The 15,942-nt window shown below is 59.9% G+C and carries 15 protein-coding genes and 1 pseudogene; 7 read left to right on the top strand and 9 right to left on the bottom strand.

All coding sequences use genetic code 11. The features are described from left to right. Nucleotides 1–4 precede the first annotated feature (4 nt). The 7 genes from PMI28_RS08630 to PMI28_RS08660 all read right to left on the bottom strand — a co-directional run bounded on the left by PMI28_RS08630 (nucleotide 5) and on the right by PMI28_RS08660 (nucleotide 7,323). Nucleotides 5–1,621, bottom strand: coding sequence for an EAL domain-containing protein (locus PMI28_RS08630; RefSeq protein ID WP_007989436.1), 1,617 nt, complete (start codon nucleotides 1,619–1,621; stop codon nucleotides 5–7). A gap of 76 nt (nucleotides 1,622–1,697) precedes the next feature. Beyond that, nucleotides 1,698–2,477 carry an N-acetylmuramoyl-L-alanine amidase gene (locus tag PMI28_RS08635; RefSeq protein ID WP_007989434.1) on the bottom strand — a complete coding sequence of 260 codons (780 nt, stop codon included), beginning with the start codon at nucleotides 2,475–2,477 and terminating at the stop codon, nucleotides 1,698–1,700. Between the two features lie 103 nt (nucleotides 2,478–2,580). Then, a complete protein-coding gene (locus tag PMI28_RS08640; RefSeq protein WP_007989432.1) occupies nucleotides 2,581–4,626 on the bottom strand; it encodes a GGDEF domain-containing protein in 2,046 nt (681 codons plus the stop codon). Continuing rightward, a complete protein-coding gene (locus PMI28_RS08645; RefSeq protein WP_007989430.1) occupies nucleotides 4,623–5,501 on the bottom strand; it encodes an endonuclease/exonuclease/phosphatase family protein in 879 nt (292 codons plus the stop codon). The genes PMI28_RS08640 and PMI28_RS08645 overlap by 4 nt, the downstream gene beginning before the upstream one ends. Before the next feature lie 14 nt (nucleotides 5,502–5,515). After that, a complete protein-coding gene (locus PMI28_RS08650; RefSeq protein ID WP_007989428.1) occupies nucleotides 5,516–6,157 on the bottom strand; it encodes a thiol:disulfide interchange protein DsbA/DsbL in 642 nt (213 codons plus the stop codon). 200 nt (nucleotides 6,158–6,357) lie between these two features. Next, the gene (locus tag PMI28_RS08655; protein ID WP_007989426.1) at nucleotides 6,358–6,987 is read right to left on the bottom strand and encodes a c-type cytochrome; all 630 of its coding nucleotides are present in this window, start codon (nucleotides 6,985–6,987) and stop codon (nucleotides 6,358–6,360) included. Between the two features lie 45 nt (nucleotides 6,988–7,032). Further along, nucleotides 7,033–7,323 carry a c-type cytochrome gene (locus PMI28_RS08660; RefSeq protein ID WP_007989421.1) on the bottom strand — a complete coding sequence of 97 codons (291 nt, stop codon included), beginning with the start codon at nucleotides 7,321–7,323 and terminating at the stop codon, nucleotides 7,033–7,035. 191 nt (nucleotides 7,324–7,514) lie between these two features. Between PMI28_RS08660 and yihA the strand changes: the two genes are divergently transcribed. Continuing rightward, nucleotides 7,515–8,159 (top strand): ribosome biogenesis GTP-binding protein YihA/YsxC, encoded by a 645-nt coding sequence (yihA, locus tag PMI28_RS08665; RefSeq protein WP_007989419.1) that lies wholly within the window; start codon nucleotides 7,515–7,517, stop codon nucleotides 8,157–8,159. 327 nt (nucleotides 8,160–8,486) lie between these two features. Here the strand turns inward: yihA and polA are convergent, their stop codons facing one another. Then, a complete protein-coding gene (gene polA, locus PMI28_RS08670) occupies nucleotides 8,487–11,291 on the bottom strand; it encodes a DNA polymerase I (RefSeq protein WP_007989417.1) in 2,805 nt (934 codons plus the stop codon). Between the two features lie 74 nt (nucleotides 11,292–11,365). Between polA and PMI28_RS08675 the strand changes: the two genes are divergently transcribed. Both PMI28_RS08675 and PMI28_RS08680 read left to right on the top strand, forming a co-directional pair. Beyond that, nucleotides 11,366–11,653, top strand: a complete 288-nt coding sequence (locus tag PMI28_RS08675) for a DUF2782 domain-containing protein (RefSeq protein ID WP_007989414.1) — start codon at nucleotides 11,366–11,368, stop codon at nucleotides 11,651–11,653. A 60-nt stretch (nucleotides 11,654–11,713) separates the two neighbouring features. Next, the gene (locus PMI28_RS08680) at nucleotides 11,714–12,664 is read left to right on the top strand and encodes a homoserine kinase (protein ID WP_007989412.1); all 951 of its coding nucleotides are present in this window, start codon (nucleotides 11,714–11,716) and stop codon (nucleotides 12,662–12,664) included. Between the two features lie 109 nt (nucleotides 12,665–12,773). On the opposite strand, the gene znuA is transcribed toward PMI28_RS08680, so the two are convergent. Then, nucleotides 12,774–13,694, bottom strand: coding sequence for a zinc ABC transporter substrate-binding protein ZnuA (gene znuA / locus PMI28_RS08685; RefSeq protein ID WP_007989410.1), 921 nt, complete (start codon nucleotides 13,692–13,694; stop codon nucleotides 12,774–12,776). A 66-nt stretch (nucleotides 13,695–13,760) separates the two neighbouring features. Between znuA and zur the strand changes: the two genes are divergently transcribed. From zur to PMI28_RS31660, 4 genes and pseudogenes are all read left to right on the top strand, one after another. Continuing rightward, nucleotides 13,761–14,243 (top strand): zinc uptake transcriptional repressor Zur, encoded by a 483-nt coding sequence (zur, locus tag PMI28_RS08690; RefSeq protein WP_007989409.1) that lies wholly within the window; start codon nucleotides 13,761–13,763, stop codon nucleotides 14,241–14,243. Next, a complete protein-coding gene (znuC, locus tag PMI28_RS08695; RefSeq protein WP_007989407.1) occupies nucleotides 14,243–15,028 on the top strand; it encodes a zinc ABC transporter ATP-binding protein ZnuC in 786 nt (261 codons plus the stop codon). The genes zur and znuC overlap by 1 nt, the downstream gene beginning before the upstream one ends. Next, nucleotides 15,021–15,809 (top strand): zinc ABC transporter permease subunit ZnuB, encoded by a 789-nt coding sequence (znuB, locus tag PMI28_RS08700; RefSeq protein ID WP_007989405.1) that lies wholly within the window; start codon nucleotides 15,021–15,023, stop codon nucleotides 15,807–15,809. Before znuC ends, znuB begins: the two co-directional genes overlap by 8 nt. 37 nt (nucleotides 15,810–15,846) lie before the next feature. Beyond that, nucleotides 15,847–15,942 (top strand): annotated as a pseudogene (locus tag PMI28_RS31660) (PA5502 family lipoprotein); the annotation flags it as partial.

Below are 15,942 nucleotides of genomic sequence, written 5' to 3'. Positions count from 1 at the left end.
ACCTTCATGCTTCGTCATCCAGACGCCGGCCGGCCATACGCCGCCGTCCACGGGTAATCAATTCAATGAACTGCACTGCGCTCAGCGCATGGGCGAACAGCCAGCCCTGGCCGAACTTCACACCTTCACTGCTCAGGAACTCGGCCTGGGCCTCGTGTTCGATGCCCTCGGCAATCACTTTCAGGTGCAGCGACTGGGCCATGTGAATAATGTGCGGGGCCACACCGCTGCTGGCGGCGTCATGACCCAACGCATCAATGAACGCCTTGTCGATTTTCAGGCAATCCACCGGCAGGGTTTGCAAATAGGCGAGACTGCAATAGCCGGTACCAAAGTCATCGATCAACACCTGGTGCCCGACATCCCGCAGCGCTTGCAGGTTTTCCCGGGCCACCACCACATCGACCAGCCCACGCTCGGTGACCTCAAAGGCAATTTGCTGCGCAGCGACGCGGTGCAGGGTCAGCAGCCGCGCCATCACCTGGCCGATCCGCGGAACCATTACGTCACACGCCGCGAGATTGACCGAAATGTACAGTTGCGGATTGGCACGCAGCAACTGCCCGAGCTGCTCGAGCAGGCGTTGCAGGACGAAGTCCGTCATCTGGCGAATTTGCCCGGTGTTCTCCGCCATTGGAATGAACAGGTCAGGACTGGTCAGGGTACCGTCCGGTCTGCGCCAGCGCAGCAGCGCTTCAGCCCCGACACAGTTGCGGCTATCGAGGTCGAAGATCGGTTGATACAGCACCTGCAACTCGCCACGGCGAATCGCGCCGGCCAGTTCGGCATCCAGCGACTGCCGCTGGCGTATCAGGAGAAACACCAGGAACCCGACACATAAGCCGAGCGCGAGGCTGGCCGGTAGCAGCCACCACCAGACCGTCGGGATATGCATGCCGCTGCGCGGGCTGATCAACACCAATTGATACTCCGGGTTGTCGGTCGGCATGCGGTAAATCAGGCGTGTCTGGGTGATTTGTAGCGCATCGCGGTTTTTCGGTGGCCAGACCTTGGCCGGCGGCCAAACCTGAGAAACACCCAGCACCGGAATCGCCCGGGCGCCATGGTCAAGGACCACCAGCAGGCTGCTTCCCGGCGACAGGTCGACCATGTCGGTCAAGTGCCCACGAGACGTCGCGACCCGGAAGTTCCCGCGCCCAAGCATCAGCGCGGCGCGGTTTTCATCGGGTTCGGTGGTGGTGTTGAGCCAATAGCTGTAAGTCGGGCCCTTGATGTCTGGCGATCGAATCAGCGACAGCCCTTCCTGGCGAGGCCGATTGGAACAGATCCGCGAGGAGTCCATGTAAGCGGCTTCGTAGACGAAGCGATAATTGAACGAAACCTGTTGCAAGGTCGCGATCATTTCGGCATCGCAACCGCGCAACGGTTGCGCTTCAAGGTCGTCAAGGCTTTCACGCAGTTGCCCGAAGAGCTGTTCCAGGCGGGCGAGGAAGCGCTCACCCTGAGCATTCATTTCTTCGCTTTCGTTTTGCTCGATCTGGTGTATGGCGACGAACAGACTGCCGGCCATCAATAACGTTGCGCTCAAGACAGCAGCCAGCAGCCCCAAAAACCAGGGGCGATGGAACCAACTTTGGAGCGTCTCTCGGGCAGCAGGCATTTTGTAATATCCGAAGAATTACCAATGAGTTATAGCTGCTGATTGGAAAAATGTCCGGACCGTCGGGCGGGCGTCATTATTTTGTCTGGTTCAACACCAAAAGCAACGCGGCGGTTTGCGCATCCGGAGTGCCATCGAAGCGCGCCGGGCGGAAATGCAACTGAAATGCCGCTATCACATTTCGTGTCGCGACATCGAGCTCGCCGGTTTGTGGCGAGGCATAACCCAGGCGGGCCAACTGTGCCTGAAACCAGCTGATGCTCGGCAACTGCTCGGCAAACTGCATTTGCTGGCGCGCCACCGACTGTTCGTTCGGCCAGATGCCCAAGCCTTCGGCGGCCAGACGTTTCCAGGGGAACAACGGCCCCGGGTCCAGTTTGCGCATCGGAGCAATATCGCTATGGCCGATGATGTCGCCAGGCCTTATGCCGTGACGCTTGCTGATGTCCTTGAGCAGAACGATCAAGGACTGAACCTGATCTTCGGTGTAGGGGTACCACACGCGTCCGGTCGGGGTGTCCTTGAAGCCCGGATTGACGATTTCGATACCGATGGAACTGGAATTCAGCCAGGTCCGGCCGTTCCATTCGCTTTCCCCGGCGTGCCAGGCCCGCAGGTTTTCATCCATCAGTTTGTAGATGGTGGCGCCCTTGTCGTCACCGATCAGGTAATGACTGCTGACTTCGCCATGAGTCAGCAGTTGTAACGAACGCTCCAGCGAGGCGTTGGTGTAATGCAGCACCACAAACTGCACACGACTGTCATGATTGGCCGAAGGGTGGCTGGTGTCGAAACGGGGACCGCTGGCACAACCGGCCAGCACAATCAGCGATAGGATCAGAGCAAAATATTTCATGGCGAAAGGCAGTACACACAAGACAATAATGCAACAGTGTAACGTAATGCCTTGCGAGCTGGCGGCAATCCCATGGAATTAAACCAAATCGAACAAATAATGATCAGCCCGGCTCCACCCGGTTGCGGCCGGCATTTTTTGCCCGATACAACGCCTGATCGGCTCTTTTAAGCACCTGATCACCATGTTCACCCGACCTGAACGCCGTCATTCCGATAGAAACGGTGATGGTTACCGGCTCTCCCTTGAAGTGGAACGGACAGGCCTCGATGGAGGCACGCAAGCTTTCCAGCAGCTTCAACCCCGCCGCCGGCACCGTGGATGGCATTAACAGCACAAACTCTTCGCCGCCAAACCGGGCAATGAAATCTGTCCCGCGCAGACGCTTGCGCAACACACTGGCAATGATTTTCAGCACTTTGTCACCGGCCAGGTGCCCGTAGTTATCGTTGATGCGCTTGAAGTGATCGAGATCGAGCATGGCCAGCAGTAGCGAGTTGCCATGTTGTTGCCATTGTTTGACTTCATGATCCAGGCGCTCGCTCCAGGCCGCGCGGTTGGGCAGGCCGGTCAACGGGTCGACCAATGCCTTCTGCCGTTGCTCTTCAAGGTGCTCGCGGTAACCCTGGGCCTCCTGCTCCATATGAGCAACCCGCTCGGCCAGGCTGTGCAGGCGCGCAGCGACCTCTTGCTCGCGCTCATCGCGCTGTTTCTGGTGTTGGTCCATCGTGCCCAGCAAGCCTTCAAGATGGTTTTCCAGGACGTGTTTGAGATCATCCAGGTCTGCCGCTTCCTGCATGCTGCTTTGCAAGCCATCGACCTGTTCGCGGATTTGCGTGTCCATCTGCCGCGCCGCCGAACGATTGTCGGCGTGTCCTGCGGTGGCGGCCTGCAAGTTGCTCTGAAACGCTTCGAGGCGCTCGTTCAGCCGTTGCAGATAGGCTTCGAACTCATGCTGGCCACTGTCGGTAATAGCCAGCATCAACGTGGCGAAGTCATCGAGAATCGGTAGCAATTCGTACCAGTTCAAGCCGTTTTTCAGACGATCGCGCATGGATTCGGCTTGCGGGCGATGCCGCTCGGGCAATGTCAGATCGTCGAGCAGCCCCAGCAGCGTTTCTTCGATGTGACTGGCCACCGAGCTGTAGGAAGGCTCGGGGGAGTCCGGGAGCGCGTAGAGAATATCGTGTTCGGGCGCCTGATCGACGACGGCCACGCCCTCGGTCGCAATCTCCGCCAAGGGCAGGCTATCCGGCGATGTTTGCGCGGTCAGCTCGTCAGGGTTCACTTCCGGCTCGGGGACAGTCGCGATGGTTTGCGAAACGGATTGTTCGACCGATTCGATTCCGGCACCGGGTTGCACTTCTGAAATGCTGGCGGGATGAGGCTCCGCGACCGCCGATGCAAAGGTCACGATTACCGGAGCAGGCTCAACCACGAGGGGTTCGGAAGGCGAAGGTTCTGCTTCAACGCGCTCGGCAGCGGGGGCCTCGGAGACGCTCGGTTCAGTCACGACCGGGGCCGACTCGATAATTGCCGCAGGGTTCTCGGCAACAGGCGGGGCCACCGCTTCGACAGACGACGAGGCGCAGACCTGGGCAGGCGATGTGGCCGTCTCCTCCACTTCACGACCGCCGAACAATCGCTGCAGCAAGCCCGGCCGACCGGTCTCCGTCGGAGTCTCCAGCTGGCTCAGGGCCTTGCCTTGCAAACCACTCAGCTCGCTGAGCAACAACGGTATCTCACGTGCCTGACTGACCCGCGCATCCAGTTGTTTGGCGAAACTCTTGAGTGGCCGGCTCACATCCCGTGGCAGCGGCAATGTTTGCAGTTGCGTGACCAGTGCAGTCAGGGCGGCACTGGTCTGGTTGATCCGGGTTTCCCGACGCTGCTCGGAGTCGAGCACGGCTTTTTCCAGGCGTGGAATCAGCGCGGCCAGGCCGGCGTCCATGTCATCGGTGCGCACGACCTCACGCATTTCCTTCATGCATTGATCAACGGCGCGGTCAGTACCCTCCGCCGCCAGGGTGCTGCGCACCAGCCCACGACGCAGCAAATCGAGCCGTGCGTCCCAGCGACGTTCGAGCTTTTCCTGTTGTTCGATGCTTTTGAGGTATTTCTCTTTCCAGCGCTGTGCTTCGTCGCTCATTCATGGGATCCGCGAAGGGCAGGACTCAACGCGGGCAATGCATCGGCCGCGAGCGAACCCGGCAGACGAATCTCTACCGCGACCGGCAGGTGATCGGAAATGGGCTGTGCCAGTACCTCGACCTTTTCCAGGGTCAGGCTCGGGCTCAGCAGGATATGGTCCAGGCAGCGCTGTGGGCGCCAGCTGGGAAACGTTGCTTCCAGTTGCGGCGCGAGCAGGCCGAGATCGCGCAACGCGGAATTTTGCAGCAGGTCACTGGCATGGGTGTTCATGTCACCCATCAGTACCTGGTGTTTGTAATCGCCAATCAGATCGCGGATGTAGGCCAGTTGCAGGCTGCGCGCCCGGGCGCCCAGCGCCAGGTGCATCATCACCACCACCAGCGCTTCCGGGCCTTCGCCGAAGCGTACCAAAATGGCTCCGCGACCTTTTGGGCCCGGCAACGGATGATCTTCGATTGCCCACGGACGCAATCGGCTGAGCACGCCATTGCTGTGCTGGGCAAGGCGACCGAGATTGCGATTGAGTTGTTGATACCAGTAGGGGAAGGCGCCGAGCTGGGCCAGGTGTTCGACCTGATTGACGTAGCCTGAACGCAGACTGCCGCCATCGGCCTCCTGCAAGGCAACCAGATCGAAGTCGCCCAGCAGATTGCCGATTTTCTGCAGATTATCGGCACGCCCGGTGTGCGGCAGCAGATGCTGCCAGCCCCGGGTCAGGTAATGCCGGTAGCGCTCGGTACTGATGCCGACCTGGATATTGAAACTGAGCAAGCGCAGACGACTGTCTGCGGGCAAGCCCGTGGACTCCAGATGATGCTCGTTGACCCGCGGATCATGCAGGCCAACGATGCGTTCAGTACCCCATCGGCGCATGGCAGTGACTGCCCTTAGTTGACGGCAGCCTTGTTAGCCGCTCGCTCTTTGTCGATCAGTTTGTCGGCCAGTTGCAGGGCCTGTTCGGCACCGCCGGCGGAGCCTACGTCAAAGCGGTACTTGCCGTTGACGATCATGGTTGGGACGCCGGAGATTTCATACTTCTTGGCCAGTTCACGCGCCTTGACGATCTGACCTTTGATTGCGAAAGAGTCGAACGTCGCGATGAACTTTTCCTTGTCCACGCCTTGGGTAGCGAGGAAGTCGGCCATGTCATCCTTGTCGGTCAGCTTCTTGTGTTCTTTCTGAATCGCGTTGAACACCGCAGCGTGAACGTTGTGCTCGACACCCATGGCTTCAAGGGTCAGGAACATCTGACCGTGAGCATCCCACGCGCCACCGAACATGGCCGGGATGCGCACGAAGTTCACGTCCGTAGGCAGCTTCTCGACCCACGGATTGATCACCGGCTCGAAGGCGTAGCAATGCGGGCAGCCGTACCAGAACAGCTCTACCACTTCGATCTTGCCAGGCACGGCGACCGGAACCGGATTGCTCAGTTCGACATAAGGTGCGGCGGGGGCTTCAGCGGCTTGGGCAGTCATGCCGAACAGGCTGGCAGCGGCAAAAACGGCGCTGATGATCAGATTACGCATGCTTTACTCCTGGACAAATTTTATCGCCTCGCGCGACTTGTTTTCAGACAGATCCTGGCGGGCTTGAGTTCTGTAGTGTAACGGCAGCGGCCACAAAAAAGGGCGGCCAAAGCCACCCTTTTTATACTTGCTGTGACGGATTAATCGAGCGTTAACGTTGCAAGCGATATGTACTCCGCTCAACGCCCGATCCGCTGGCCTTAGTGCAGGCCCTGGATGTAGCTGGACACCGCGGCGATGTCTTCGTCACTCAGCCGCTTGGCGATGGTCTGCATGGTTTTGGCATCGCCATCGTTGGTGCGACCACCGTCTTCCTTGCGGAAATCGGTCAGTTGCTTGGCGACGTATTGAGCGTGCTGGCCACCCAGGTGCGGGAAGCCGGCAGCTGCGTTACCTGCGCCATTTGGCGAGTGGCAGCCGGTGCAGGCTGGCAGGCCCTTGGCCATGTCACCACCACGGAACAAATTCTCACCGCGCTTGACCAGCTTCTCGTCGGCGGCACCGACGCTGCCTTTCTGGCTGGCGAAGTAGGCGGCGATGTCCGCCAGATCCTGATCGCTCAGGTTGGTCAGCAGGCCGGTCATTTCCAGAACGGTGCGCTTGCCTGACTTGATGTCGAGCAATTGCTTGGTCAGGTAGCGTTCACCCTGACCCGCCAGTTTCGGAAAGTTTGGCGCCATGCTGTTGCCATCCGGACCGTGGCAGGCGCCACATACGGCGGCTTTTGCCTGGCCAGCTGCTTTGTCACCAGGTTTTACTGGCTCACCTGCAGCATGGGCCATGCCGGAGATGCCCACGGTCAACAGCAGACTCACGATCAATTTGTTCATCAGCTAATCCAACTACGGCTAAGGGTTAAGAGTTATGGACCGGGCTTACTCGCTCATCCAAAGGATGATGGCTTGGTAATCCTCGGCACTGCAGTCCATGCACAAACCACGCGGCGGCATCGCCTTGAAACCCTGGGTCACGTGTTGCACCAGCGTCTCCATACCTTTCGCCAACCTCGGCGCCCAAGCTTCCTGATCGCCTTTTTTCGGCGCCATGGGGAGTTGGCCGGAATGACAGGCACCACAAACACGGTTGTACACAGCGTCCGGATCCTGTGTAGCCTGAGCGCTGTAAAGCGGCATCAAGACACCGGCAGCTAGCAGCCATTTCGTCATAAAACGACCTTTTCAGGGTTGAGAGCGTGCTGCGTTCTAGTGCGCAATCAAGGTCTGTCGCTCTCGTGAACTTCATCCTACGCTGGGACAAAGCGCACACAAAATCTGCGGCATTATATACTGGCGTCACTGAAACGGAAGCGACACTGCTTGCCGCACCCATTCCTGGCGCCGCCCACATCGGAAATCCCATGCAACTCAAGAATCCCATCCTCGGTCTGTGCCAACAGTCCACCTTCATGCTCAGCGCCGCCAAAGTCGACCAATGTCCGGATGACGAGGGCTTCGAAGTCGCCTTCGCCGGGCGTTCCAACGCCGGCAAGTCGAGTGCCTTGAACACCCTGACTCATGCCAGCCTGGCGCGCACCTCGAAAACACCGGGGCGCACACAGCTGTTGAACTTCTTCAAGCTAGACGATGAACGCCGTCTGGTCGACCTGCCGGGCTACGGTTATGCAAAAGTACCGATCCCGCTCAAGCAACACTGGCAGCGTCACCTGGAGGCATACCTCGGTGGGCGCGAGAGTTTGAAAGGTCTGATCCTGATGATGGACATCCGCCATCCGATGACCGATTTCGACCTGCTGATGCTCGACTGGGCCGTGGCTGCCGGCATGCCGATGCACATCCTGCTGACCAAAGCGGACAAGCTGACCTATGGCGCAGCCAAGAACACGCTGCTCAAGGTTCAGGCGGAAATCCGCAAGGGCTGGGGCGATCTCGTGACAATTCAGCTTTTCTCGGCCCCAAAACGTATGGGCCTGGAAGATGCCTACACAGTGTTGGCTGGATGGATGGAGCTGGCGGACAAGGGTGTCGAGGTAGAAGCCCAGTAAGCCACGAAAACTGTCTGGGACGTCCCCCAGGCAGTTTTCTGCAGGCAAAAAAAACCCCGGACTTCTTATGGGGAGGGGAAGTTCCGGGGTTCAAGCTCTAGACCGCTAGGGCGGGGTCCAGATATCTGCCAACACTTAACACAACATAGGAGCATCGAAGGGCTTCACCAGCCATTCAGTAACTCTGAGTGGTGGTTTGCAAGATTAGTTCAGATTTTTTTCAAATGGCTTTGGAATAACCCTAATAATTTTCCGGACCAAGCGATTTGCGCCCTTCTGCCGCGGCACTATGCCGCAGCAGAACACGACGTTTTTCTACAGGAAGGCTCAGTGAGCCTCATCCCAGTTATTTCCAATACCCACTTCGACCAGCAACGGCACATCCAGTTTCGCGGCTTCGCTCATGTGCACGCGAATTTCATCGCGAACCTGGTCGACCAGATCTTCACGCACTTCAAGCACCAATTCATCGTGCACCTGCAAGATGACTTTGGCGTCGAGGCCAGACGCGGTCAGCCAGTTGTCCACCGCGACCATGGCTTTCTTGATGATGTCCGCAGCGGTGCCTTGCATCGGTGCGTTGATCGCCGTGCGTTCGGCGGCGGCGCGCTCTTGCGGCTTGTTGGAATTGATGTCCGGCAGGTACAGGCGACGCCCGAAGAACGTCTCGACATAACCTTGCTCGGCGGCCTGGGCACGCGTGCGGTCCATGTACTGGCGAACGCCGGGATACCGGGCGAAGTACGTATCGATGTAGGCCTTGGCGGTCTTGGTGTCGACGCCGATGTCCTTGCCGAGCTTCTGCGCACCCATGCCGTAGATCAGGCCGAAGTTGATCGCCTTGGCGCTGCGGCGCTGGTCGGAGGTCACGTCGGCCAGTTCGACCTTGAACACTTCGGCGGCGGTCGCGGTGTGTACGTCCAGATTGTGGCGGAAGGCATTCATCAACCCTTCATCCCGTGACAGGTGCGCCATGATCCGCAATTCGATCTGCGAGTAGTCCGCCGCCAGCAGCTTGTAACCGGGCGGGGCCACGAAGGCCTGGCGGATGCGACGCCCTTCGGCGGTGCGCACGGGAATGTTCTGCAGGTTCGGATCGCTGGAGGACAGGCGCCCGGTGGATGCCACAGCCTGATGATACGAGGTATGGATCCGCCCGGTACGCGGGTTGATCTGCTCCGGCAGTCGGTCGGTGTAGGTGCTTTTCAGCTTGCTCATGGTGCGGTATTCCATAAGCACCTTGGGCAATCGATAGTCGTCTTCCGCCAGTTTGGCCAGCACTTCTTCGGCAGTGGACGGTTGGCCCTTGGCGGTTTTCTTCAATACCGGCAGGCCAAGCTTCTCGTAAAGGATCACGCCAAGTTGCTTGGGCGATCCGAGGTTGAATTCCTCGCCGGCAATCTCGAAAGCCTCACGCTCCAGAGCCACCATCTTGTCGCCCAGTTCGATGCTTTGCACGCCCAGCAGGGCGGCGTCGACGAATGCGCCCTGGCGCTCGATTCGCGCCAGCACCGGCACCAGCGGGATTTCAATGTCAGTCAGCACGCTGGCCAGGCTCGGAATGGCCGAGAGCTTTTCGAACAGGGTCTGGTGCAGACGCAAGGTGATATCCGCATCTTCGGCGGCGTAAGGCCCGGCCTGCTCCAGGGCGATCTGATCGAACGTCAGCTGTTTCACGCCCTTGCCGGCGATGTCCTGGAAGCTCACCGTGGTGTGGTCCAGATACTTCTGCGCGAGGCTGTCCATGTCATGGCGCGTGGCCGTGGAGTTGAGCACGTAGGACTCAAGCATGGTGTCGAAGGCAATGCCACGCACGGTGATACCGTTGCCCTGATCGCCGCCGATGGCGCAGTTGGCCAGGATGTTCATGTCGAACTTGGCGTGCTGGCCGACCTTGAGCTTGTCCGGGTCTTCCAGAATCGGTTTGAGTGCGCGCAGGACAGTGTCGCGGTCCAGTTGCTGCGGCACGCCGATGTAGGAATGGGTCAACGGGATGTAGGCCGCTTCGTTGGCCTGAACCGCGAACGACAGACCCACCAGTTGCGCCTGCTGCGCGTCGATGCCGGTGGTTTCGGTGTCGAAGGCAAACAGCTTGGCGTTGTTCAGTTTTTCCAGCCAGGCATCGAACCGCGCCTGATCGAGGATGGTTTCATAGGCGGCCTCAACAGCGGCGGCCGGTGCTTCGGCCTCGGATTCGCTGAACAGATCGGCGGCCGGCGCAGGCTCGGCGGCAGCGCTCAGTTCCAGGCGTTTGGCGTCGCGATCAAGGTCGTTCAGCCAGCTCTTGAACTCCAGCAGGCTGTACAACTCGTAGAGTTTCGCCGGATCTTCCGCACCCATTTGCAAGTCGTCGAGGCCAATGTCCAGCGGCACGTCAACCTTGATGGTCGCCAGTTGATAGGAAAGGAAGGCCATTTCCTTGTGCTCTTCGAGTTTGGCCGGCAGGGTCTTGGCACCGCGAATCGGCAGGGTCGGCACGATGTCGAGCTGCGCATAAAGCTCGGTCAGACCGCCGTTCACACCGACCAGCAGGCCGGAAGCCGTCTTCGGGCCGATACCCGGAACACCCGGAATGTTGTCGGAAGAATCGCCCATGAGCGCCAGATAATCGATGATCTGCTCCGGAGCGACGCCGAATTTCTCCTTCACGCCCTCCACGTCCATGCTGCTACCGGTCATGGTGTTGACCAAGGTAATGTGCCCGTCGACCAGTTGCGCCATGTCCTTGTCACCGGTGGAGATGATCACCGGACGGTCCGCCGCCGCGCTGCTGCGGGCCAGGGTACCGATCACGTCATCGGCCTCGACGCCTTCGACGCATAGCAGCGGGAAGCCCAGGGCGATCACGCTCTGGTGCAGCGGCTCGATCTGCACGCGCATGTCGTCAGGCATGCTCGGACGGTTGGCCTTGTATTCGGCGTACATGTCATCGCGAAAAGTCCCACCCTTGGCGTCGAACACCACGGCGAACGGACTGTCCGGATACTGCTTGCGCAGGCTCTTGAGCATATTCAACACGCCCTTGACCGCACCGGTCGGCAGGCCTTTGGACGTGGTCAGCGGTGGCAGCGCGTGAAAGGCGCGGTACAGGTAAGAAGAACCGTCCACCAGGACGAGGGGGGCTTGGCTCATGAGCAGGATCAACCTTTTCGGCGGGTCCGGCGCTAGAATAGCGGGACCGTTGACGACAAAGGGACAAGGTTATCATGCGCACACCAAATCGCCTGTTGCTGGCTGGCTTGTTTGCAATCGCCCCATTGGCCGTCATGGCGGCGGACGATGCGCCGACACCGGAGCCAGATGTCACGATCCGCACGGAAGGGGACAAGCTCATCCAGGAATACCGCCAAAACGGTTTTCTGTATGCGATCAAAGTCACGCCCAAAGGCGGCAAGCCGTATTTCCTGGTACGCGCCGACGGATCAGAAGGTAACTTCATCCGCTCTGATTACCCGGATATGCTGATTCCGGCGTGGGAAATTTTTAAGTGGTAAGTCGTCCTTAACTTTAATCGGCGCTGGCTCAACAGCAGCGCCCGTACTGGCAGTTTAAACATGTCTGTGTTCACCCCCCTGGCTCGGCCCGAGCTGGAAGCTTTTCTCGCCCCTTATGGCCTCGGCCGCCTGCTTGATTTCCAGGGGATTGCCGCCGGTAGCGAAAACACCAACTTCTTTATCAGCCTGGAGCAGGGCGAATTTGTCCTGACCCTGGTCGAGCGCGGTCCGGTTCAGGAAATGCCGTTCTTCATCGAACTGCTCGACGTGCTGCACGGCGCCGACCTGCCGGTGCCTTACGCCCTGCGCACCACTGACGGCGTGGCCTTGCGCGAACTGGCGGGCAAACCTGCGTTGCTGCAACCGCGCCTGGCCGGCAAGCACATCAAGCAAGCCAATGCGCAACATTGCGCGCAGGTCGGTGAGTTGCTCGGCCATCTGCATCTGGCGACCCAGGCCAACATGATCAAGCGCAAAACCGATCGCGGCCTGGACTGGATGCTGGAAGAGGGTACGCAGTTTTTGTCGCACCTCGGTGCCGAGCAGAAAGACCTGCTGCAACGGGCGCTGGAAGAAATCACCCGGCAGAAAGAAAAAATCCTCGCTCTGCCGCGGGCGAACATTCACGCCGACCTGTTCCGCGACAACGCGATGTTCGAAGGCACGCACCTGACCGGGTTGATCGATTTCTACAATGCCTGCTCCGGGCCGATGCTCTACGACGTGGCGATTGCCTTGAACGACTGGTGTTCGGATGACGATGGCGTGATCGATGGACCGCGAGCGCGGGCCTTGCTGGGCGCTTATGCGGCCTTGCGACCATTCACCGCTGCCGAAGCCGAGTTGTGGCCGACCATGCTGCGGGTGGCTTGCGTACGGTTCTGGTTGTCACGCTTGATCGCGGCAGAGTCGTTCGCCGGGCAGGACGTGTTGATTCACGATCCGATGGAGTTCCAGTTGCGCCTGGCGCAGCGGCAGACGGTCAATACACCATTGCCTTTCGCTCTTTAAATTGTGGCGAGGGAGCTTGCTCCCGCTGGGTTGCGAAGCGACCCCTTCTTTAGGCCTGCTGCGCAGTCCAGCGGGAGCAAGCTCCCTCGCCACAGGGTCATTGCATTAATTAAAGCGACTCCAGGCACCCCGCCAGATCATCCCCCAACTTTTCCAGCACCTGCTCATAACCCTGGGCAGTCGCCGGTGTGTACCCGCCCAGCGCATCCAGTTCAGCCAGCTTCACCGGCAAACCCGCCACCAGGGTTTCTGCCAGGCGCGGACGCAGCGGTGGTTCGCTGAACACGCAGGTCTTGCCGACTTCCTGCAAACGCGCACGCATCGCCGCGACATGCTGGGCACCGGGTTGCACTTCGGCTGCGACGCTGAACACACCCACGTGCTTGAGGCCGTAGGCGTCTTCGAAGTAATCGAAAGCTTCGTGAAACACGAAGTAGGGTTTGCCCTGAACATCGGCCAGGCGTTTCTTCAGGCGCGCATCCAATGCATCGAGACGTTCGTCGAAGGCTTTCAGATTGCTCTGATAGCGCGCGGCATTGTCAGGATCGGCGGCACTCAGGTCGGTCGCCATTTTCGTCGCGATGACCCGGGCGTTAACCGGTGACAGCCACAGGTGCGCATCCAGGCTGCCCGGGCGGTGATCGTGGTCGTGTTCGTCGGCTTCTTCGGCGTGGGAGTGGCTATCTTCGGCAAAACGGCGCAGTTTCATGCCCGGCAAATCCTGCACCGCGACGCTAGGCAGCGTACGGCCGTTGAGCACGCGTGGCAGGAAACCTTCCATGTCCGGACCGATCCAGTACAGCAGGTCTACCGATTGCACCTTGCGCACGTCGGAGGGGCGCAACGCATAGTTATGCGGCGAGGCGCCGGGTGGCAGCAAAACCTCCGGAATCGCCACGCCGTCCTGCACCGCGGCGGCGATCAACTGCAGGGGCTTGATGCTGGTAAGGACCTTGACCTCGGCCTGCGCCGAACCGATCAGCAGAAAACTTGCGATAAATGCGACAAAGATAGAAAAAAGTCGGGACACGATGACCACTCGAAGAGGCGAGAACGGGTAACATAATAACGTCTCTCACAAAACTCGTCGCCGCTCATGCTAAAAACACCGATCGCCAGCCGTCCCCACGACCACTCACATTGCGTTCACAGCGCTTTGTCCGAGGCCGATGCCCTGTGCGCACGTCAAGGCCTGCGCCTGACCGCATTGCGCCGGCGGGTGCTGGAACTGGTGTGGCAAAGCCACAAGCCCCTGGGTGCCTACGACATTCTCGCGGTCCTCAGCGAGCAGGACGGTCGCCGCGCCGCACCGCCGACGGTGTACCGCGCACTGGATTTCCTGCTGGAAAACGGCCTGGTCCATCGGATTTCCTCACTCAACGCCTTCATCGGCTGTAATCACCCGGAACATGCTCACCAGGGTCAGTTCCTGATCTGCCGCGTGTGCCACGCCGCCATTGAGCTCGAACAAAAATCCATCAGCGACGCGATCATCGCCAGCGCCAGGGATGTCGGGTTTATCGTCGAAGGCCAGACCGTCGAAGTGATCGGTCTCTGTTCGGGTTGCCAGGGGGCTTGATGAGCAACGCGCTGATCCGTCTTGAACAGGTTGCGGTCACGTTCGCCGGGCAACCGGTGCTGGACAACATTGAGCTGAGCGTCGAGCCGGGGCAGATCGTGACCCTGATCGGCCCCAACGGCGCCGGCAAAACCACCCTGGTGCGTGCCGTGCTCGGCCTGTTGAAACCAGACAGCGGCAGCGTTTGGCGCAAGCCGAAACTGCGGGTCGGTTACATGCCGCAAAAACTTCACGTCGATCCGACACTCCCGCTGTCGGTCCTGCGTTTCTTGCGCCTGGTGCCGGGCGTGGACCGGGCGATGGCCTTGGCGGCACTCAAGGAAGTCGGCGCCGAACAGGTGATCGACAGCCCGGTGCAAAGCGTTTCCGGTGGCGAAATGCAACGCGTGTTGCTGGCCCGGGCCTTGTTGCGCGAACCGGAACTGCTGGTGCTCGACGAACCGGTACAGGGTGTCGACGTGGCCGGCCAGGCTGAGCTGTACAGCCTGATCACCCGTCTGCGCGACCGCCACGGTTGCGGCGTGCTGATGGTCTCCCATGATCTGCATCTGGTGATGAGCACCACGGATCAGGTGGTTTGCCTCAATCGTCACGTCTGCTGTTCAGGCCATCCCGAACAAGTCAGCGGCGATCCGGCTTTCGTCGAGCTGTTCGGAAAAAACGCACAAAGCCTGGCGATTTATCACCACCATCACGACCACGCTCACGACTTGCATGGCTCGGTGGTCAAGGCGCCCGCGTCGGGCCAACCCCATGTGCACGGAGATAGCTGCAAGCATGGCTGATTTTCTACTTTACGCCCTGCTTGCAGGCCTGGCCCTGGCCGTCGTCGCAGGCCCATTGGGGTCTTTCGTGGTCTGGCGGCGTATGGCCTATTTCGGCGACACCCTGTCCCACGCCGCATTGCTCGGCGTGGCCCTGGGCTTCCTGCTGGATGTCAGCCCGACCGTTGCCGTGACCGTTGGCTGCTTGCTGTTGGCGGTGTTGCTGGTGACTTTGCAACAACGCCAGCCGCTGGCGTCCGACACACTTCTGGGAATTCTCGCACCCAGCACGCTCTCCCTGGGCCTGGTGGTACTAAGCTTCATGCACGAAGTGCGGATCGACCTGATGGCCTATCTGTTCGGCGATTTGCTGGCGATCAGTCCGACCGATCTGGCCTGGATTCTTGGCGGCAGCGCTGCGGTACTGGTGTTGCTGGTTACATTGTGGCGCCCATTGCTGGCGATCACCGTGCATGAAGAACTGGCCAGGGTCGAAGGTTTGCCCGTGGCAGGATTGCGCCTGGCGCTGATGCTGTTGATCGCCGTGGTGATTGCCGTGGCGATGAAAATCGTCGGCGTGTTGCTGATCACTTCGTTGCTGATCATCCCGGCCGCTGCGGCACAACGTCACGCCCGCTCGCCGGAACAGATGGCACTGGGCGCGAGCCTGCTGGGCATACTCGCCGTGTGTGGCGGGCTGGCACTGTCCTGGTTCAAGGACACCCCGGCCGGCCCGTCGATTGTAGTGACGGCCGCCGTGCTGTTTCTGCTGAGTTTTGTTCTGCCCCGTCGAGGGGTGTAGACTTGCTCGTTTTTTGCGCAAATAGAGAGTCGCAGGAATGAAGTCGTTCGCCTCCCGTTATCTGCTCCTTGTCGCATTTTCTTTGCTGCTGGGCGCCTGCCAAAGCACGCCACCGGCGGCCACCGAGGCCGCC

Source organism: Pseudomonas sp. GM48 (genome assembly GCF_000282335.1).
Lineage (GTDB): Bacteria > Pseudomonadota > Gammaproteobacteria > Pseudomonadales > Pseudomonadaceae > Aquipseudomonas.
The sequence above is the reverse complement of the archived record's forward strand: the minus strand, read 5'-3'. Positions and strand labels throughout refer to the sequence as shown.

Coding starts and splice junctions, on each gene's coding strand:
- PMI28_RS08630 (WP_007989436.1), bottom strand. CDS start 1,621: ATGCCTGCTGCCCGAGAGACGCTCCAAAGTTGGTTCCATCGCCCCTGG.
- PMI28_RS08635 (WP_007989434.1), bottom strand. CDS start 2,477: ATGAAATATTTTGCTCTGATCCTATCGCTGATTGTGCTGGCCGGTTGT.
- PMI28_RS08640 (WP_007989432.1), bottom strand. CDS start 4,626: ATGAGCGACGAAGCACAGCGCTGGAAAGAGAAATACCTCAAAAGCATC.
- PMI28_RS08645 (WP_007989430.1), bottom strand. CDS start 5,501: ATGCGCCGATGGGGTACTGAACGCATCGTTGGCCTGCATGATCCGCGG.
- PMI28_RS08650 (WP_007989428.1), bottom strand. CDS start 6,157: ATGCGTAATCTGATCATCAGCGCCGTTTTTGCCGCTGCCAGCCTGTTC.
- PMI28_RS08655 (WP_007989426.1), bottom strand. CDS start 6,987: ATGAACAAATTGATCGTGAGTCTGCTGTTGACCGTGGGCATCTCCGGC.
- PMI28_RS08660 (WP_007989421.1), bottom strand. CDS start 7,323: ATGACGAAATGGCTGCTAGCTGCCGGTGTCTTGATGCCGCTTTACAGC.
- yihA (WP_007989419.1), top strand. CDS start 7,515: ATGCAACTCAAGAATCCCATCCTCGGTCTGTGCCAACAGTCCACCTTC.
- polA (WP_007989417.1), bottom strand. CDS start 11,291: ATGAGCCAAGCCCCCCTCGTCCTGGTGGACGGTTCTTCTTACCTGTAC.
- PMI28_RS08675 (WP_007989414.1), top strand. CDS start 11,366: ATGCGCACACCAAATCGCCTGTTGCTGGCTGGCTTGTTTGCAATCGCC.
- PMI28_RS08680 (WP_007989412.1), top strand. CDS start 11,714: ATGTCTGTGTTCACCCCCCTGGCTCGGCCCGAGCTGGAAGCTTTTCTC.
- zur (WP_007989409.1), top strand. CDS start 13,761: ATGCTAAAAACACCGATCGCCAGCCGTCCCCACGACCACTCACATTGC.
- znuC (WP_007989407.1), top strand. CDS start 14,243: ATGAGCAACGCGCTGATCCGTCTTGAACAGGTTGCGGTCACGTTCGCC.
- znuB (WP_007989405.1), top strand. CDS start 15,021: ATGGCTGATTTTCTACTTTACGCCCTGCTTGCAGGCCTGGCCCTGGCC.